This is a genomic window from Herbaspirillum sp. SJZ106 (assembly GCF_006715495.1).
GTDB lineage: Bacteria > Pseudomonadota > Gammaproteobacteria > Burkholderiales > Burkholderiaceae_D > Herbaspirillum.
Map to the genome: position 1 here is coordinate 42,542 of NZ_VFNI01000005.1, position 18,915 is coordinate 61,456.

General features: G+C 61.0%; 19 protein-coding genes. 14 read left to right on the top strand and 5 right to left on the bottom strand.

Annotated elements, in window-relative coordinates:
* Window positions 1–4: 4 nt before the first annotated feature.
* Window positions 5–292: a hypothetical protein gene (locus FB598_RS15660; protein WP_141916189.1), complete on the bottom strand. Its 288-nt coding sequence runs from the start codon at window positions 290–292 to the stop codon at window positions 5–7.
* 297 nt (window positions 293–589) lie between these two features.
* Entirely contained in the window at window positions 590–2,374 is a 1,785-nt protein-coding gene (locus FB598_RS15665) for a methyl-accepting chemotaxis protein (protein WP_141916192.1), read from the bottom strand.
* A 260-nt stretch (window positions 2,375–2,634) separates the two neighbouring features.
* Between FB598_RS15665 and yaaA the strand changes: the two genes are divergently transcribed.
* Window positions 2,635–3,411 (top strand): peroxide stress protein YaaA, encoded by a 777-nt coding sequence (gene yaaA / locus FB598_RS15670; protein ID WP_141916194.1) that lies wholly within the window; start codon window positions 2,635–2,637, stop codon window positions 3,409–3,411.
* Between the two features lie 112 nt (window positions 3,412–3,523).
* On the opposite strand, the gene FB598_RS15675 is transcribed toward yaaA, so the two are convergent.
* Complete coding sequence (locus FB598_RS15675) at window positions 3,524–4,324, bottom strand: outer membrane protein assembly factor BamD (protein WP_141916196.1); 801 nt, start codon at window positions 4,322–4,324, stop codon at window positions 3,524–3,526.
* Between the two features lie 117 nt (window positions 4,325–4,441).
* Between FB598_RS15675 and FB598_RS15680 the strand changes: the two genes are divergently transcribed.
* A complete protein-coding gene (locus tag FB598_RS15680; protein ID WP_141916198.1) occupies window positions 4,442–5,563 on the top strand; it encodes an RluA family pseudouridine synthase in 1,122 nt (373 codons plus the stop codon).
* A gap of 10 nt (window positions 5,564–5,573) precedes the next feature.
* Window positions 5,574–6,320, top strand: a complete 747-nt coding sequence (pgeF, locus tag FB598_RS15685) for a peptidoglycan editing factor PgeF (RefSeq protein WP_141916200.1) — start codon at window positions 5,574–5,576, stop codon at window positions 6,318–6,320.
* Between the two features lie 295 nt (window positions 6,321–6,615).
* Here the strand turns inward: pgeF and FB598_RS15690 are convergent, their stop codons facing one another.
* Window positions 6,616–7,566, bottom strand: coding sequence for a LysR substrate-binding domain-containing protein (locus FB598_RS15690; RefSeq protein WP_141916202.1), 951 nt, complete (start codon window positions 7,564–7,566; stop codon window positions 6,616–6,618).
* A gap of 135 nt (window positions 7,567–7,701) precedes the next feature.
* Between FB598_RS15690 and FB598_RS15695 the strand changes: the two genes are divergently transcribed.
* Both FB598_RS15695 and FB598_RS15700 read left to right on the top strand, forming a co-directional pair.
* A complete protein-coding gene (locus tag FB598_RS15695) occupies window positions 7,702–8,469 on the top strand; it encodes a sulfite exporter TauE/SafE family protein (RefSeq protein ID WP_141916204.1) in 768 nt (255 codons plus the stop codon).
* Window positions 8,470–8,523: 54 nt separating this feature from the next.
* Window positions 8,524–8,748: a hypothetical protein gene (locus FB598_RS15700; RefSeq protein ID WP_255464070.1), complete on the top strand. Its 225-nt coding sequence runs from the start codon at window positions 8,524–8,526 to the stop codon at window positions 8,746–8,748.
* Window positions 8,749–8,852: 104 nt separating this feature from the next.
* Here FB598_RS15700 and FB598_RS15705 read toward each other — a convergent pair whose 3' ends face one another.
* Window positions 8,853–9,122, bottom strand: a complete 270-nt coding sequence (locus tag FB598_RS15705; protein WP_141916207.1) for a hypothetical protein — start codon at window positions 9,120–9,122, stop codon at window positions 8,853–8,855.
* A 56-nt stretch (window positions 9,123–9,178) separates the two neighbouring features.
* Between FB598_RS15705 and FB598_RS15710 the strand changes: the two genes are divergently transcribed.
* From FB598_RS15710 to FB598_RS15750, 9 genes are all read left to right on the top strand, one after another.
* On the top strand, window positions 9,179–11,002 hold the full coding sequence (locus FB598_RS15710) for an alpha/beta hydrolase (RefSeq protein WP_141916209.1): 1,824 nt from the start codon (window positions 9,179–9,181) through the stop codon (window positions 11,000–11,002).
* 276 nt (window positions 11,003–11,278) lie between these two features.
* Window positions 11,279–12,019, top strand: a complete 741-nt coding sequence (locus FB598_RS15715; protein ID WP_141916211.1) for a 3-ketoacyl-ACP reductase — start codon at window positions 11,279–11,281, stop codon at window positions 12,017–12,019.
* Window positions 12,020–12,321: 302 nt separating this feature from the next.
* Window positions 12,322–12,879, top strand: coding sequence for a polyhydroxyalkanoate synthesis repressor PhaR (phaR, locus tag FB598_RS15720; RefSeq protein ID WP_141916213.1), 558 nt, complete (start codon window positions 12,322–12,324; stop codon window positions 12,877–12,879).
* A gap of 250 nt (window positions 12,880–13,129) precedes the next feature.
* Window positions 13,130–14,506, top strand: coding sequence for a 30S ribosomal protein S12 methylthiotransferase RimO (gene rimO, locus FB598_RS15725; RefSeq protein ID WP_141916216.1), 1,377 nt, complete (start codon window positions 13,130–13,132; stop codon window positions 14,504–14,506).
* Window positions 14,506–14,925: a hypothetical protein gene (locus tag FB598_RS15730; RefSeq protein WP_255464069.1), complete on the top strand. Its 420-nt coding sequence runs from the start codon at window positions 14,506–14,508 to the stop codon at window positions 14,923–14,925. The genes rimO and FB598_RS15730 overlap by 1 nt, the downstream gene beginning before the upstream one ends.
* Before the next feature lie 177 nt (window positions 14,926–15,102).
* Window positions 15,103–16,272: a cystathionine beta-lyase gene (locus FB598_RS15735; RefSeq protein WP_141916218.1), complete on the top strand. Its 1,170-nt coding sequence runs from the start codon at window positions 15,103–15,105 to the stop codon at window positions 16,270–16,272.
* A 611-nt stretch (window positions 16,273–16,883) separates the two neighbouring features.
* Window positions 16,884–17,201: a flagellar transcriptional regulator FlhD gene (gene flhD / locus FB598_RS15740; RefSeq protein ID WP_141916220.1), complete on the top strand. Its 318-nt coding sequence runs from the start codon at window positions 16,884–16,886 to the stop codon at window positions 17,199–17,201.
* Between the two features lie 159 nt (window positions 17,202–17,360).
* Entirely contained in the window at window positions 17,361–17,957 is a 597-nt protein-coding gene (gene flhC, locus FB598_RS15745) for a flagellar transcriptional regulator FlhC (protein WP_141916221.1), read from the top strand.
* Window positions 17,958–18,016: 59 nt separating this feature from the next.
* Complete coding sequence (locus FB598_RS15750; RefSeq protein ID WP_141916224.1) at window positions 18,017–18,826, top strand: class I SAM-dependent methyltransferase; 810 nt, start codon at window positions 18,017–18,019, stop codon at window positions 18,824–18,826.
* Window positions 18,827–18,915: the final 89 nt, after the last annotated feature.

The window sequence follows — 18,915 nt, forward strand, 5'->3', positions numbered from 1 at the left end:
CAATCTAGTTGTCGATGCCGTGGTTGGCTTCCGGCGGCATGCCATGCGCTTGGCGCAGGTTGCCGCCGGCTTCGAGCACATCATACCCCTGGTCGGTGACGCGCCAGAAATTGTGCATGTCCACCGCCACCAAGCCGCGGTCGTGCAGCAGGCGCAGATGGTGCAGGATCAGTTCCGGCGCCAGGTGCTTGACCGACAGTTCCCCCTGGATCTTTTCCACGTCGCCGTAGGTGGTGCCGAAGGAAGCCAGGGTCTTGAGGATGTCGCCCATCAGGGCCTTGTCGCGTTTCATGGTTTGCTCCTTGCCGCTTGGCATGGCTGCCGCAATCGGGATGATTGTGCTTTTGCCGATGCGCACTTCAATGCAATGTAACCACTTCAATGTAGCCGTTCCGTATATTGACCGCAAAAGCGGGCGCAAGTGCCTGTCGGGCTTGCCGGCGGTTTGCATCGGATCCGATGCATTGGTTAACGGCAATGTGCGTGGCGGATTTGAGTGCCGTGCCGGCGAAAACAGCTTCGCCAGGCGGCGTTGCCTGCGAGGTTGATGGTTATGAGCCGCCCCGGCAATGCCGGGCGCGGCCTGTCTTCAAAACTGTTCCCATGCTCCGTCATCGGCGGGAGGGGTGAATTTGGGTTCGGCTTTTTTGGCGGGCAGCGCCGGCTTGTCCGCAGGAGATTGGAGGGCGGGCGCCGCCGCCGGCTTGATAGCTGGTTTGAGGGCCGGTTTGATGGTCGGTTTGAGGGCAGGTCTGGCAGCGGTTGTTTGGGGCATCGGTTTGGCAGTCGATTCTGCCGCCGGTGCGGTGTCTGCGATGGTGTGCAAACGATCCAGCTTGAATACGCTGACCAGTTCCGCGAGTTTTCCGGCCTGATCCTGCAGGGAGCCGGCGGCCGCAGCGGCTTGCTCGACCAGTGCGGCGTTTTGCTGGGTGACTTCGTCCATCTGGGTGATGGCGAGGTTGACCTGCTGGATGCCATCGCTCTGTTCCTGGCTGGCCGCGCTGATCTCGCCGACGATGTCGGTCACGCGCCTGACGCTGGCGACCACCTCGGTCATGGTGGTGCCGGCTTGTTCTACCAGCTTGCTGCCGGTATCGACCTTGGCCACCGAGTCGTCGATGAGGGTCTTGATCTCCTTGGCGGCCGATGCCGAACGCTGCGCCAGCGAGCGCACTTCGGACGCCACTACCGCGAAGCCGCGGCCCTGCTCGCCGGCGCGCGCCGCTTCCACCGCCGCATTCAATGCCAGGATGTTGGTCTGGAAGGCGATGCCGTCGATCACGCTGATGATGTCGGCGATCTTGCGCGAACTCTCGGTGATGCCTTCCATGGTCTGCACCACCTGGCCGACCACGCTGCCGCCCTGGACCGCCACGTCGGAGGCCGAATTGGCCAACTGGTTGGCCTGGCGCGCGTTGTCGGCGTTTTGCTTGACGGTGGAGGTCAGTTCTTCCATGGCCGAGGCGGTCTCTTCCAGCGAACCGGCCTGCTGTTCGGTGCGCGAGGACAGGTCGAGGTTGCCGCTGGCGATTTCGCGCGAGGCGGTGCTGATGGTATCGGTGCCCTGGCGTACCTGGCCGACGATGCGCAGCAGGCTGTCGTTCATGGCCTTGAGCGATTGCATCAGGCGGCCGGTTTCGTCGCGGCTGGCGGGTTGTATGTCGACGGTCAGGTCGCCTTCGGCGACGCGCTCGGCGACATGCATGGCGTCTTGCAGCGGGCGCGACACGATGCGCGCCACCCAGGTCGCCAGCAGCAGGCCCAGGCCGATGCAGCAGGCCAGCAGGATGGCGATCATCGTGCGCGCGCTGTTGTAGCGGAGCAAGGCCTCGTTGTCGGTGGCGGCGGCGGTCTCGACATTCAGGTTCACCAACTTGTCCAGCGTGTCGAACAGGCGCAGGTAAACCGGCGTGAGCTGGTTGAGCAGGACATCGCGCGCTTCGTCTATCTTGTGTTCCCTGACGTCCCCGGCGAGGGTCTGATGGATGCCGGCAAAGGTTGCCATATCGGTCTTGATGGCGGCGAAGCTGCGTTCCTCCGCCTCGGAGTCGACCACTGCCGCGTATTTTTCCAGTGCCGTGTTCAACGCGCTGAACAGGCCAGTGATCAGTTTCTCGTTGTTCTCGACGTTGTTTTCATTGCCGGGCAGCAAATGCTGGAGCTGGATCGTGCGTATGCGTGCCAATGCGACCTTGGCTTCCAGCGGATGGCGCACGCTGGGCAGCGAGTTGAGGGCGATATCGGTCGAGGCCTGGTTGACTTTGGAGAGTTGCACGATGGAAAACACGCCCTGGATGGCGGTCAACACCAGGATCACAGAAAAAGTGATGAGCAGCTTGCGCGCGATGCGCAGATCATAGAACCAGGTCATGGTCGTTTCCCCCCCTGTTGGATATTTTGTCGCAAAACACAAAGTGGGCAGGCGCGCCCCCTGTTTTGCATGGATAGTCCTACTGTGCAGTGTAAAGAGCAGATTACCGTGCAAAAGCCTTAAAAGCGCTGTATTTGCGCGGCAAATTCGCGTATCGCGGCGGACTCTTGTCCGCTGGGGCGCATGGCGGATGATGGCGACGCGCGCAACGGACGCGCTTTGGGTATCATTGCGCCAACCTGTTGATTGGATGAAATCCCATGCTGATTGTTTTATCGCCCGCCAAGTCGCTTGATTACGATACGCCCCCTATTACCGACGTCCATACCACGCCTGCTTTCATCGCACGCTCGGCCGCACTGATCGAGGTGCTCAAGCAGCTTTCTCCGGCCCAGGTCGGCAGCCTCATGGGCATCTCCGATCAATTGGCGGTGCTCAACGCGAACCGGTATGCCTCGTGGTCGCGCAAGTTCACCGCCAAGAATTCCAAGCAAGCGGTGCTGGCCTTCAACGGCGATGTGTATGAAGGCCTGGATGCGAATTCGCTCAATGCCCGGCAACTCGATTATGTGCAGAACCATGTGCGCATCTTGTCCGGCTTGTACGGCATGCTGCGCCCGCTGGACCTGATGCAGCCTTACCGCCTGGAAATGGGCACCAAGCTGGCCAATCCGCATGGCAAGGACCTGTACGCTTTCTGGGGCAGCGAGATCACCGAGGCCCTCAACGGCGAACTGGCGACGCAGAAGGCGCCGGTGCTGGTGAACCTGGCGTCGGAAGAGTATTTCAAGGCGGTCAAGCCCAAGCTGCTCAAGGCCAAGGTGATTGCGCCGGTGTTCGAGGACTGGAAGGGCGGCAAGTACAAGATCATCTCGTTCTATGCCAAGCGCGCACGCGGCCTGATGGCGCGCTATGCGGCGCTCAAGAACATCAGCCAGCCGGAAAAGCTCAAGGGTTTCGACCTGGAGGGATATGCGTTTGCCGAAGAGGCATCGACCGACAGCAGCTGGGTGTTCCGCCGCAAGCTGGAGGCGTGAGGCGCAACGGCGGCGATGCGTGCCGTACCCGCTGGACATGAAAAAGCCTCGCAATGCGAATTGCATTGCGAGGCTTTTCGTTGGGCGGCTCAGGCCGGGGCCGGATATATCGTTACCAGATCTTCCACCAGGGCTTGGTCGCCTTCTTCGGGCCGCCGGTGTAGTAGGGGCTGTTCGGATAGTTGGCCTTGATGACGCGTTCGGTATCGTCGCGCAGCTTGGTCTGGCCCAGCGCATCGTAGGAGCGCATCAGGATGAACAGCGCCTCTTCGTTGGCCGGCGCGTCGGGGTATTGCTTGATCGCGGCCTGGGCGCGGTTGGCGGCTGAAATATAGGCGCCGCGGCGGTAGTAGTAGTTGGCTACGTGCACGTCGTATTGCGACATGGCGTTGACCAGGTACTTCATGCGGGCGACGGCATCCGGCGTGTACTTGCTGTCGGGAAAACGTTCGGCCAGCAGCTTGAACGAGTCGAACGCGTCGCGCATCGCCTTGGGGTCGCGCTCGGTGTTGTCCTGGTCGGTGAAGGTGTCGAAGATGCTGGTGCGGTCGTTGAAGTTGATCAGGCCGCGCAGGTAGTACATGTAGTCGACGTTGGGATGGTTCGGATGCAGCTTGATGAAGCGATCCACCGCCGCCAGGCCTTGCGCCTGGTCATTCTGGCGGTAGTAGGCGTAGGCGATATCCATCTGCGCCTGCTGGGCATAAGTGCCGAACGGATAGCGCGATTCCAGCTTCTCGAAATACTTGATTGCCTTGTCGTAACCGCCGGCGTTCAGTTCGTCCTTGGCTTCCGAGTATAATTTCGAGGCAGACCAGCCGGTAGTTTCGTCCTTTTGCTCAGGCAACAGACCGCAAGCCGTGAGAGACAGGGCAAAGCCGACGGTGATTAACTTCAATAAGATTTTGTGCATGACTCTTGTGTGCTTGTCTGAATGCTTACCGTTTTTGCATGTCAGGCGCGAACGCCTTGCCGAGTCGGCTGCATGGTTAACCCAAATACAATCCACCCGATCCGGCGATTATAGCTGATGTCACGTAAGAAACCCCCTCAGATTACAAATGGCGAACAGCCTGTAAAGATCGACCTTCCCGACGATGAATTCGACGAAGGCGACGATGCCTCCGATGCATCGTCGTCCGCGCAGTTATCCGAACTTGCGCCCATTTCCCTGCGCCTGACCGACGATGCCATCGGCCAGCGTCTGGATAAGGTGCTCTCCGGCCTGATCCCGGAATTCTCGCGCAGCCGTATCCAGCAGTGGATCGAAGACGGTTACGTGACCGTCGACGGCGTCCCGGCCAAGGGCAAGATGACCATGCTGGGCGACGAGCAGGTGGAAGTGGCGCCGCAATCGTCGCCGCAGGACCATGCCTACGGCCCGGAGCCGATGGCGCTGGATATCCTGCACGAGGACAAGTCCATCATCGTGCTCGACAAGCCGGCCGGGCTGGTGGTGCACCCTGCCGCCGGCAACTGGAGCGGTACCTTGCTCAACGGCCTGCTGCACCATTGCCCGGGGCTGGCCAACGTGCCGCGCGCGGGGATCGTGCACCGCCTGGACAAGGAAACCAGCGGCCTGATGGTGGTGGCCAAGACGCTGTCGGCGCAGACCGACCTGGTACGCCAGTTGCAGGCGCGCAGCATGAAGCGCCAGTATCTGGCGCTGGTATGGGGATTGCCGCAACTGTCCGGCACCGTCGATGCGCCGATGGCGCGCCATCCGCGCGACCGCATCAAGATGGCGGTGTCGCAAAGCACGACGGCCAAGCCGGCGGTGACGCACTATCGTCGCCTGGCCACCGGCCTGATCGACAGCAAGCCGGTCAGCCTGGTGCACTGCCGGCTGGAGACCGGGCGCACGCACCAGATCCGGGTGCACCTGCAGTCGCTGGGGTTCCCGCTGGTGGGCGATACGCTGTACGGCAAGCAGCACCTGGCTTCGGTGTTCCCGCGCCAGGCGCTGCAGGCAGCCCGCCTGGGCCTGACGCATCCGACTTCCGGCAAGTTCAGGCAATGGGCGGCGCCGCTGCCGCAGGACATGGTCGAGCTGCTGGTGCGGGCCGGCATCGATCCGGCGCTGGCGACGATCCCGGAAATGTCGAGCGAACCGGACCCGGTGATGGGCGATCCGGACGACGACGATTATTGAGGAAGCCTGCATGGAGTTGCTGATCCCGGAATGGGATGCCCCCGCCAATATCGGCGCACTGGCCACTTTGCGCGCCGGCGGCTATAGCGCGCATCCGTATGGCGACGGCAAGGGCGGCTTGGGATTGAACCTGGGCGCCCATGTCGAAGACGATTCCGCGCTGGTGGCGAAAAATCGCGCCTTGTTGCGCCGCCTGTTGCCGCAGGAGCCGGCCTGGCTGTCGCAGGTGCACGGCACCACGGTGGTGGATGCCGCCAGCGCGTCGCCCGCCGTCCAGGCCGATGGCTGCGTCAGCGCCGTGGCCGGTGCCGTGTGCGTGATGATGACGGCCGATTGCCTGCCGGTCCTGTTGTGCGACCGCGCCGGGACGGTGGTGGGCGCAGCCCATGCCGGCTGGCGTGGGCTGGCGGCCGGCGTATTGGAAAATACCGTGGCGGCGATGCGTGCGCGCGGCGGACAAGACCTGATGGCCTGGCTGGGGCCGGCGATCGGTCCGGCGCAGTTCGAAGTCGGCGCCGAAGTGCGCCAGGCCTTCATGCAGCATGACGCCGCGGCCGATGCCGCCTTTCGCAGTTGTGCAGGCAAGCCGGGCAAATATCTGGCCGACATCTACCAGCTGGCGCGCTTGCGCTTGCAGGCGGCCGGGGTGGCCGATATTGCCGGCGGCGGGCTGTGCACGGTCAGCGATACCCGTTTTTATTCTTACCGGCGCGATAAAACCACTGGCCGCATGGCTTCGCTGATCTGGCTTAAATAGCCTGCAATAGCCGATCGGATCACCGCCTGGAAATGACAGCCCGCGAGGGCTAATACCGTTCAGTCAAGGCTAATTCTGAAGCATTCATCACCTGGCCCGTTCGGGCTGAGTAGGCCCGCCAGGGCCGTATCGAAGCCAGCGTATCAGCGTTAGCGCTCTTGCCTGCCCTTCGATACGCTGCTGCGCAGCTACTCAGGGCGAACGGAGTCTGGTCTCCATAAACCTCCGCAAACACAAATGCCGTTCAGTGCTTAACTGAACGGCATTAGTCCGCGAGGGCTGCCATTTTTATTTTTTATTGGCGTTTGCCGTTGTTGCTGGAAGAAGGCTGAGGCGGCCCCTTGGGCGGCCGATGCGAATGCGCCTGCAGGGCCTGGATCAATTCGCGCGTATGGCCGGGCAGGCCGTCGAGGCCGCGCACGCAGATCAGCAATTGTCGCCTGGCCCAGGCATCGGCCAGGGGCAGCACGCGGATATCCATATGGTCGGCGCAGGCGTGGGCTGCGGTTTCAGGGATGACCGCCACCCCGACCTGTTGCTCGACCATGCGGCAGATGCCGTCGAAACTGCGCAGCCGCACCCGGTATTGCAGGCGTTTGCCGGCGCGCGCGGCATGGCCGGCCAGATGCTGTTGCAAGGCGCTGTCGCCGGACAAGCCGACGAAATCCTCGCCCAGCAGTTCGCCGAAGGCCACCGATTTGCGCCTGGCCAGCGGATGTTTCCTGGCCAGCACGGCGACCAGGTGATCCTGGCGGAAGGGGAAGGTTTGCAAGGGGCCGCTGTCGGTCGAGTCGGCGATGATGCCCACGTCGGCCACGCCGTCTACCACGGCCTGCACCACTTCATAACTCAGCTTTTCTTCCAGTTCGATATCGGTGTGCGGATGGCGCGCCAGGAAAGTGGCCAGGACTTCCGGCAGGAACTCGGTCATGGCAGAGGTATTGCACAGCAGCCGGATGTGGCCTTTCAAGCCTTGCGCGTACTGGCCCAGTTCGTCGCGCAGCTGTTCCATTTGCCGGCCCATCATGCGCGCATGGTGCGCCAGCGCGCGGCCGGCATCGGTCGTCCGGACACCGCGTCGCCCGCGTTCCAGCAGCGCGGCGCCGAGCGCATCCTCCATGTTGCGGATGCGTGCGCTGGCCGAGGCCAGCGCCATGTGCGCACGGGCCGCGCCGGCGGTGATGCTGCCGCTTTCCACGATGTGCAGGAAAAGGCGCAGGTCGGAGAGGTCGAATCGGTTGCTCATCGGCAGGAGGGGTGTTGGTCTGCCTTCGTCCATGGCGAAGGCTGGCTAAGTGTATTCCACATTTCCAGATGGCGCGAGGGCTGGCAGACTGCGCCTTGCCTGACTTCTTTTTCCATCATCTTCCTGGTCCGCATCATGCAATCGCTGCTTTCCTTCATGGGTATGAATTCCACTGTGCTGGCGGCTTGCCTGGGCGTGTTCCTGTTGGCCGGCTTCATCAAGGGCGTGATCGGCCTGGGGTTGCCGACCGTCGCGGTCGGGCTGCTGAGTCTTGCGATGCCGCCGGTGCAGGCCGCGGCGCTGCTGATTGTGCCTTCGATGGTGACCAATGTCTGGCAACTGCTGGCCGGCGGCGCCTTCATGGCGCTGGCCCGGCGGCTGTGGGCCATGCTGGCCGGGATTGTGCTCGGCACCTTGGCCGGCAGCGGTTTCATGGACGCCGACGGCGGTCGCCGCGCCATTGTCGCGCTGGGCGTGGCGCTGGCGCTGTATGCGATAGCGGGCCTGGCATCGTTCAGGTTTTCGGTGTCGGCGGGCGCGGAGAAATGGTGGTCGCCGGTCATCGGCCTGGCGACCGGCCTGATCACTGCGGCGACCGGCGTATTCGTGATCCCGGCCGTGCCGTACCTGCAGGCGCTGAACCTGGAGCGCGACCAATTGATCCAGGCGCTGGGTTTGTCGTTTACCGTCTCCACGGTCGCGCTGGCGATCAATCTGGGGCAGGGCGGAGCCTTTGGCGGCAGCGTGGCCGGCGCATCGGCGGTGGTATTGCTGCCGGCGCTGCTGGGCATGGGCATCGGCACCTGGGTGCGCGGCAAGGTGAAGGCGCAGACGTTCCGGCGCTGTTTTTTCGCCGGCCTGTTGCTGCTGGGCCTGCATCTGGCCTCGCATGTGGCGCAGTGAACGACGATGGCGGCTAACGGCATGTCTTGCAACTGGAAGATCGAAGGGCCGCGCATGCGCCCGCAAGACGAGGTGCATGTCTATGCTTATCTTGGCGGCCGGATGATCGGCATGCTCGATTGCCGGTTATATGGAGGCGGCGTGCAGTTGCGCATGGCCTACGTGTCGCCGCCCTGGCGCGGAAGCGCGGTGCTGCGCGATATGCTGGCCGCGCTGAGGAGGCATTACCGGCAGGTGGCCGTGTCGCGCCCGCGGCGCCATGGTGCGATGGGGAAATGACGCGATGCGCAAGCGGCGCCTCGTGCGGGTGGCGCCGGGATCGTGTCGCATCCTCGGATCTTTCTTGATGTCCCGGCACGGGCAAAAGGAGCCAAAGCCGTTATTCATCCGGCCGGATGGTTGGCGTTGTCTTCCGTTCTTTTCGGCTCGCATTCGGCATGCTCGTCATTTGCCGACGCTTCCTTGCGCGCGGCTTTCATTTTCTTCCTCTTTTGTCGATTCCGCTTGCGTTGCGGTGTACCCATCAGGTATAAAACAACGGACAAGGGAAATACGCCGTACAGCAGGAAGGTGGTCACTCCGGCGACCGCACTCAGTTCGGTGATCGACATCATGAAGACGACATAGAGCCATGCGATAGCAACGATATACATGGTGACTGGAGCTTCAGGATAAACCGTAAAGATACGCGAAAATTGCAGATCCGAGCATGAACAAGCAGAATCCGCAGCAACCCTCTCCTGATGTATCCGCATGGCTGGCGCAGATGTCCGATCCGAAATTCTGGGCTTCCCTGCCATCTCAATTCCAATCGCAATTTCAGCATTTACAGCAACTCCAGCCTCCATTGCCGCCTTTTCCCAATACGGGTTTCCCCTTCGGAGCGGCGGGGGCAGGGCAGTTCGACCCGTCTTCGCTGATGAAGCAGCTGGGCGAACTGGGCGCCTCGCTGGATGCGGCCGACATGCTCCGCCTGCAGCAGGATTATGCGCAGCAGTTTGCCGAACTCTGGCAATCGGCGGCGTCAGCCAAAACGCCTGCCATCACCGACCGCCGCCTTAGCGCGCCAGCCTGGCAAGAGAGCCCGTACTTCGCATTTCAGGCCGCCGCCTACGAGCTTAATTCGCGCTTCCTGCTGGCCTTGGCCGATGCGGTCAAGGGCCCCGACAAGGTGCGCCACAAACTGCGTTTTGCGGTGCAGCAAATGATCGATGCGATGTCGCCGGCCAATTTCCTGGCGACCAATCCGGTTGCCCAGCAAAAGATTATCGAGACCCGTGGCGAAAGCCTGACCAAGGGCATTGCGCAGTTGCTGGCGGACTTGCAGAAGGGCCATATCTCGCAGACCGATGAGACGGCCTTCGAAGTCGGCAAGGATGTCGGCGCCAGCGAAGGTTCGGTCATTTACGAGAATGAGCTGTTCCAGCTGATCCAGTACAAGCCGCTGACCAAGACCGTGCATGCCGTGCCGCTGCTGATCGTGCCGCCTTGCATCAACAAGTTCTACATCCTCGACTTGCAGCCGCAGAATTCGCTGGTGCGCTATACGGTCGAGCAGGGGCATACGGTATTCCTGATTTCGTGGCGCAATGCCGATGCCTCGATCGATGGCGCCACCTGGGAGCAATATGTCGACGGCGCCGTGGTCAACGCCATCCATATCGTCCAGGAGGTCAGCAAGCAGCCGCAGATCAACGCGCTGGGCTTTTGCGTCGGCGGCACCATCTTGTCGTGCGCGTTGGCGCTGCTGGCCGCGCGCGGCGAAGATCCGGTGTCCAGCCTGACGCTGCTGACGACCTTCCTCGATTTCGCCGATACCGGCGCCATCGATGTCTATATCGATGAGATGCAGCTGGCCATGCGCGAGCAGATGATCGGCAAGCGCGGCCTGATGGCCGGGCGCGATTTTTCCAGCGCCTTTTCCAGCCTGCGCCCGAACGACCTGCTGTGGAACTATGTCGAATCCAATTACCTGAAAGGCGAGACGCCGACCGCGTTCGATCTCCTGTACTGGAATGCCGACAGCACCAACCTGCCGGGACCGATGTTCTGCTATTACCTGCGCCACATGTATCTGGAGAACGCGCTGAAGGATCCGGGGCGACTGACGGTGGCCGGCGAGAAGATCGACCTGCGCAAGATCACCGCGCCGGCGTTCATCTACGCCTCGCGCGAGGACCATATCGTGCCGTGGAAATCGGCCTATGCGTCGGTAGCGCTGCTCAATGCATCGAAGCGCGCCAATAACCGTTTCGTGCTGGGCGCATCCGGCCATATCGCCGGCGTGATCAATCCGGCCTCCAGGAACAAGCGCAATTACTGGACCAACGACAAGCTGGAGGCCGATCCCGATGCGTGGCTGGCCAAGGCCAGGGAGCATCCCGGCAGCTGGTGGAGCGAATGGGCGGCCTTCCTGGGCAAGCATGCGGGACGCAAGGTGGCCGCGCCCAAGGCCGCTGGCTCGGTAAGGTACAAGAAGATCGAACCGGCTCCCGGGCGCTACGTGAAGGTCAAGGCCGACCAGATCATCTGAATCTGCGGGCAAGCGCGGCGAGGCCGGTAACGTTTTCAGCGGCATCTGCCAGCGGTTCCCGGTGGGGCCGTGCGGGAAAGCCGGCATGGAAAATGCATCGGAGCTTGCGCGGCTGTGCGACAGGCCTGCATCATCATGCAGCGAAGAACCGGATGAAGTAAGGATTCAGGGCGGCCGGAGGCAACCGGCGCCCTGGGAAATGCGGACGCAGAGCAGACGCGAGAGAGGGGAGATGTTGATATCCCCGGTAATCAATCCACACTAGGAGGCAGCACAATGAACAAGCGTATTGCATATGTGACCGGCGGCATGGGCGGTATCGGAACCTCCATCTGCGCACGTCTTTGCAAGGACGGATATACCGTCGTGGCAGGTTGCGGCCCGAATTCCTCGCGCAAGGACAAATGGTTGGCGACGATGCGCGAACAAGGCTTCGATATTCACGCCTCCGAAGGCAACGTCTCCGATTGGGATTCGACCAAGGCGGCGTTCGAGAAGGTCCGCGCCGAAATCGGTGAAGTCGATGTGCTGGTCAACAATGCCGGCATCACCCGCGACGGCCAGTTCCGCAAGATGAGCAAGGACGACTGGGACGCCGTCATCAATACCAACCTCAATTCGCTCTTCAACGTCACCAAGCAGGTCATCGACGGCATGGTCGAGCGCGGCTTCGGACGGATCATCAACATTTCATCCGTCAACGGCCAGAAGGGCCAGTTCGGCCAGACCAACTATTCCACCGCCAAGGCGGGCATCCACGGCTTCACCATGGCGCTGGCGCAGGAGGTGGCGACCAAGGGCGTGACCGTCAATACCGTCTCGCCGGGCTACATCGGTACCGATATGGTGCGTTCGATCCGTCCGGAAGTGCTGGAGAAGATCGTCTCCGGCATCCCGGTCAAGCGCCTGGGCGAACCGGAGGAAATTGCCTCCATCGTCGCCTGGATCGCTTCGGCCGAAGGCGGTTACGCTACCGGTTCCGACTTCTCGCTCAATGGCGGCCTCTACATGGGCTGATGCCACTTGCCGCGGCCGGCGCCGCCCGCGCCGGCTGCGGGATTGTTGCGAAGGGTTATTCTTCGCATTGCAATATTGGTTTGCCCATTCGCACTCTTTCCCCCCTATAATGTTCCGGCATGCTGCCCTGCAAAACCGTGGGTTGCACGATGCCCGAACGGGCAGGGCAAAAGAAGTAAGAGTAAGAGAGAGGACAGATAAGAATGTCCCAGACGTCTGCGGGCTGGGAGGCAACTGAAGCGGCCCGCAATCGCTGCAAACAATAGCCGCAACAGCGGCTGAAAAGAGAGACTGGACTTCAGATGACTACTGCAAAAAAATCGGCCGATCGCTTGATCAAGAAGTATCCCAACCGCCGTCTTTACGATACCCAGACCAGTTCCTACATTACCTTGACCGACGTCAAGCAGTTGGTGCTGGACAATGAAGAATTCACCGTGGTCGATGCCAAGAACGGCGACGACCTGACCCGCAGCATTTTGTTGCAGATCATCCTGGAAGAGGAGTCGCACGGCGCGCCGATGTTCTCCAGCGGCGCACTGTCGCAGATCATCCGCTACTACGGCCATGCGATGCAGGGCATGATGGGCTCCTATCTGGAAAAGAATATCCAGACCTTCATCGACATCCAGAACAAGCTGGCCGAGAACTCCAAGGGCTTCTATGAAGGCAAGCCGTTCAGCCCCGAGATGTGGACCCAGTTCATGAATGTGCAGGGGCCGATGATGCAGGGCATGATGAGCAACTATATCGAGCAGAGCAAGAACCTGTTCATCCAGATGCAGGAGCAGATGCAGAGCCAGACCAAGAACATGTTCGGCACTTTCCCGTTCGGCAATCCGCCGGACCAGAAGAAGTAAGGCCAGCGCGGCGTTGGACAGGCTTGCGGCGGCAGCCTGAAAAACGTCACAGGTCGACCTCCCAGACGGCCCATCGGGCCGTTTTGCATTTTGGCAAGTGTTGTGGCGGCGCCGAAGGAAATATGCGCGAAAAAAGCGCAGAAGAGAGTGGGGCGCGGTGGACAAGGTACAATACGGCCCTGATTTTAAAAGCATTTCCTAAAGCGTTTCCCCGTTTTCCCTTCCAGCCAGTTTCTCCAGCCAGTCCATCATGTCCAACGCATCCTCTTCCAATCCCCCGGCGCAGCCCAAGGTCGGTTTCGTCTCCCTCGGCTGCCCCAAGGCGCTGGTCGATTCCGAGCAGATCCTGACCCAGTTGCGCGCCGAAGGCTACGACACCGCCAAGTCCTACGACGGCGCCGATCTGGTGATCGTCAATACCTGCGGTTTCATCGACGCCGCGGTGCAGGAGTCGCTGGATGCCATCGGCGAGGCGCTCAATGAAAACGGCAAGGTGATCGTCACCGGTTGCCTGGGCGCGAAGAAAGATGCCGACGGCGACGACATCATCCAGAAGATCCACCCCAAGGTGCTGGAAGTGACCGGCCCGCATGCGGTCGGCGAAGTCATGCAGGCGGTGCACAGGCATTTGCCCAAGCCGCACGAACCCTTCATCGACCTGGTGCCGCCGCAGGGCGTCAAGCTCACTCCCAAGCATTTCGCTTACCTGAAGATTTCAGAAGGCTGCAACCACCGCTGCAGCTTTTGCATCATCCCGTCCATGCGCGGCGATCTGGTCTCGCGTCCGATTGCCGATGTCATGCTGGAGGCGGAAAACCTGTTCAAGGCAGGCGTCAAGGAACTGCTGGTGATTTCGCAGGACACCAGCGCCTACGGCGTGGACGTGAAGTTCCGCACCGGCTTCTGGAACGGCAAGCCGATCAAGACCCACATGACGCAACTGGTGGGTGCGCTGGGCGAACTGGCCGCGCAGTATGGCGCCTGGGTGCGCCTGCATTATGTTTATCCATATCCGCACGTGGACCAGATCATCCCGCTGATGGCCGAGGGCAAGATCCTGCCGTACCTGGACGTGCCGCTGCAGCATGCGCACCCGGACGTCCTCAAGCGCATGAAGCGCCCCGCCAATGGCGAGAAGAACATCGAGCGCATCCAGGCCTGGCGCACCATGTGCCCGGACATCACGATCCGCTCCACATTCATCGCCGGTTTCCCGGGCGAGACCGAGGCCGAATTCGAATACCTGCTGGACTTCCTCAAGGAAGCCGAGATCGACCGCCTGGGATGCTTTGCCTATTCGCCGGTGGAAGGCGCGACCGCCAACGCGCTGGACAATCCGGTGCCGGAAGAGCTGCGCGAGGAGCGCCGCGCCCGTGTCATGCAGTTGCAGGAAGAGATCTCCAAGAAGCGCCTGCAGGCCAAGGTCGGCAAGACCCTGCGCGTGTTGATCGATGAAGTCGACCGCAATGGCGGCATTGGCCGCACCTATTCGGATGCCCCGGAAATCGATGGCGTGATCTATGTGAAGCCGCCGTTCGAACCGCACCGCAAGTTGGCCGTGGGCCAGTTCGTCGATGTACGCGTTACCGCCGCCGATGCCCATGACCTTTGGGGCGCGGCTGAGTGATGGCGTCGTTTGCAGGATGGCGCAGCCTGACCTGCGCGGCGGCGTTGCTGTCCGGTTTGACTGGCGTGCCTGCTGCGGCCGGCGACGCCGCCGTTGCCCCGGCCGCTTCTTTGCAGCAAAGCCTGATGGCGCGTGCCGTCGTTTTGCGCGGCGACATCGATGGCCGCCAGATCCAGTTGTCGCTGCAGCCGAAGAAAAACGAGGATGGGCTGGAAGGCCGTTACTTTTTTTTCGGCGGTTCGCCGGAGATCCTGGTCGCGGGCGAAGTGGAAGGCGACGACCTGGTAATGGAGGAGTCGGTCAACGGCAAGGATGTATCCGGCCAATGGGAAGGGCATCGCCAGGGCAATGCCATCAGCGGCACCTGGTCCAACGCCGACGGATCCGTCACCAAGCCGTTTTCGCTGCAGCTTCCCTGAGCGTTTTCCGGGCGCATCGCCGCGATGCGCCTGCCTTGGAGGCTAGGGGCTAAGGGCACTGATGTTCCCGCTTTCCCCGCGGCTGAACGCTGCGCGCAACTTGCTGTCCGCGTATAGTGAGACTTTTCCGCGGCGGCACGGTATCGCTGCCGCCATTTCGTCGTCAGAGGCCGATTCGTGTCAGAACAAAAGCATACCCCGCAGACTTCCCTGATCCATAGCAGCTATCGTGCCCCGGATGGCTTCGAGGCTTTTCCGGTCGGCATCCACCATGCCTCCACCGTGCTGTTTCCCAATGTCGCCGCCATGCGCTCGCGCGACTGGCGCGAAAAGCTGGGCTATACCTATGGCTTGCATGGCACCCCGACCAGCTTCGTACTGGAGGCCCGCCTGGCGGAGATCGAAGGCGGCAAGTATTGCCGCGTCACCCCCAGCGGCCTGGCGGCGATCGCGATGGTCAATTTTGCCTTGCTGAAAACAGGCGACGATGTGCTGCTGCCGGACAATGCCTATGGACCCAGCAAGGATCTCGGGCAATGGCTGCAGCGCGACTTCAACATCACGGCGCGCTTTTACGATCCGATGATTGGCGCCGGCATTGCCGACCTGATCGAGCCCAATACGCGCCTGGTGTGGACCGAGGCGCCCGGCTCGGTCTCGATGGAAGTGCCGGATATCCCGGCCATTTGCCGCGCCGCCCATGAAAAAGGCGTGCTGGTGGCCATCGACAATACCTGGGCGGCGGGCCTGGCGTTCAAGGCCTTCGAGCATGGCGTCGACATCGTCATGCAAGCCCTGACCAAGTACCAGTCCGGCGGTTCCGATGTCTTGATGGGCGCGGTCATCGTGCGCGACCAGGCGCTCAATGAGAAGCTGGAACTGGCGCACATGCGCCTCGGTTTCGGCGTGGGCATGGACGATGTCTACCTGGTGCTGCGCAGCCTGTCATCGATGCGCTTGCGGTTCGAGGCGCATGACGCGGGCGCGCGCAAGGTCGCCGCCTGGCTCAAGCGGCGGCCGGAGATTGCCGCCGTATTGCATCCCGCCTTCGAGGATTGCCCGGGGCATGCATTCTGGAAACGCGATTTCACCGGTGCGGGCGGCCTGTTTTCGGTGATCTTCGATCCGCGCTTTAGCGAAGAGCAGACCGACCGCTTCGTCGATAGCCTGCGCCTGTTCCGGATCGGCTATAGCTGGGGCGGGGCGCACAGTTTGTGCGTGCCCTACCGGATGCGGGGTATGCGGAACCAGTGGGCGCGGGAAGGCCAATTGGTCCGTTTCAATATCGGGCTGGAAACTCCCGAAGATCTCATCGGCGATATCGAGCAGGCGCTTGCCAGGATGTAGTTGCCCGCGTGGCATGTCGAGACGAACTGTCTCTCCGGCGGCAGCATTGCCGGCTGTTTTTCGGCTGGTCATTGAAATGCAGCAAATGTTGCCTCTTTTCATCCCTTTATCCGCAGCATGGAGGTTTTACAATCTTTCCCGGAGTTGCCATGTTGCGCAAACGGTGTAATGTCTTGTAAATAGATGCAAGTTTTATCCTCTGCGGGGGAGAACAAAATTACATTGCTGGCAGCAACGAGATGTCCGCTTTGTTGATGAGCTAGTCGCTGCCAAGCAACATAAGCTCCTCGCATGCAAATAATTTACATATGGTTTCATTGTCGGGATGACCATTTTTTCGTGGGATTTCGCTGCGGAAATTTTTTCTGTTAAAAAATTGGAAACATCTCCAGAAGTCTTCTACTGCCTGTATTCAAATAAGCATTACTTGATTTATTTGAAACTACTATGGAAAATTGTAGGATAAACACCTACAAAATATACTAGGTTGTATCTGACGAAAAATACCGACCAAGTCTAATTTCCTGCCTGTCTCCCCCCCCTCAGAATTGGCTTGCAGTCAAGATATGTAACTGACTGTAAGTAGTTTCCTTTTGAGGCGGGGGGTGCAAATGAATACTAACGACATGATGGCGGAGATTCGCGACGCCAACTTGAGCTATCTCATGCTGGCACAGCAGATGATCCGTTCCGACAAGCCGACCGCGATCTTCCGGCTCGGCATCAGCGCGGACATCGCCGATCTGATCGAAGGCCTGAGCAATGCCCAGATCATGAAGCTGGCCGCCACAAACATGATGCTGACGCGCTTTCGTTTCGACGACAGCGCCATTCTCGGCATGCTGACGAACTACAACAAAGATAAAAGCCTGGCCCAGTCGCATGCGGCCATTCTGATGGCTTGTCAGCCCAGCGAACAAATTTCGTAAAACAACAAGACAAGAAGAGCCGGTGCGGCTGCACGCAGTCAACGCACCGGAGGGGAAGACGTTGAGCAGGACATAAGTTGGTCTTGGAAGTTTGCAGTCTGATGTCTTGCCTACAGGCGGATGGCAAGGCAGGGTCGATACGAAATCATCGGGGGTAGCATGGCTAAGAAAAGCGTTGTCACGGAGGCGCAGGAAATTCAGTTGGCCATAGAGCTGATCAATCTGGGGGCAAGGCTCCAGTTGCTGGAGTCTGAAACTTCACTCTCGCGCGAGCGGTTGCTCAAGCTGTACAAGGAATTGAAGGGCGTTTCGCCGCCCAAGGGCATGTTGCCGTTTTCCACGGACTGGTTCATTACCTGGCAGCCCAATATCCATTCTTCTCTCTTCATCAACATCCATAAATACCTGGTGCAGCATGCGCGCATCTTGGGTATCGAGGCAGTCATGAAGGCTTACAAGCTCTATCTGGAGCAGGTCGGCCAGACCGATTCGGGGGAACCGGTGCTGTCGCTGACCCGCGCCTGGACGCTGGTGCGTTTTTTCGAAAGCAAGATGCTGATGACCACGCCTTGCTGCAAGTGCAGCGGCCATTTCGTGGTGCACCGCCTGGATCTGCACCAGGATTACCTGTGCGGGCTATGCCATATGCCGTCGCGCGCCGGCAAGACCAAGAAGGCCAAGGACGCCGTGGTGGCGCTGGTCGAGCCCGCGCTGCTGCCGGTTGCAGCAGCGGCGCCGCTGGCGGCTGTCGCCTGAGCGCTTTCCGGTCTGGCAATCGGCAGTACGCGTACACCTCCATGAGCCCGTTTGCATAGATGCCCGCAGACCAGAATGATTCCGGAGCGCGCCGCAAGCCTTTGCTGCAGACTCCGGCTATCCAGGCGTTGTTCTTCTTTTGCATTGGCTTGGTCAGCGCCAATGTGCTGGACGTGATTGCCCAGCGCGCCGGCCTTGCGCCATTTTCCCCTTTCCAGACATCATTGCTGCATGGCTTGATTGGTGCGCTGCTGGCGCGGCTGCGGCGCATGGCGGCCTGGTGGTGGTTCATCCTGCTGGTGTTCCCTGCAGCCGCACAGGGCGTGGCGCACTTGCATCTTCCTTCCTGGCTGTTCCTGGCCATCTTCCTGTTCATGCTGGTGTTGTTCTGGTCGACCTTCCGCAGCCAGGTGCCGTTCTATCCTTCCGGCCTTGCGGCATGGGATGCGGTGGCCGGGCTGTTGCCGGCCGGACGCCCGATCCGCTTCATGGATATCGGCAGCGGGTTGGGCGGCGCCGTGCTCAATCTCTCGCGGCGCCGGCCGGACAGCGAATTCACCGGTATCGAAATCGCTCCCTTGCCATGGCTGGTCAGCCGTGTACGCGCCGCCCTGGCGGGCAACCATTGTCGTTTTATCAGGGGCGACTACCTGCTGCTCGATTTTGCCGACTACGACGTCGTGTTCGCCTATCTGTCGCCGGCCGCCATGGTCGCGCTGTGGCAGAAGGCGTCGGCGGAAATGCGTCCCGGATCCTTGTTGCTCAGTTATGAGTTCCATATCCCGGGAGCGCCGCCGGACATCGTGGTGCAACCGGCCGGAGGCGGGCCGGCGCTGCATGGATGGCGCATATCGCCGGCCGCGCGCTAGCGGAAAGAGGGCGGCTTCCGAAATAAGGCGAGACGAAACGTATTAAGTTTCCCCGTTTTCAGCCGTAATCGAAAAGGAAGGACGTTTTT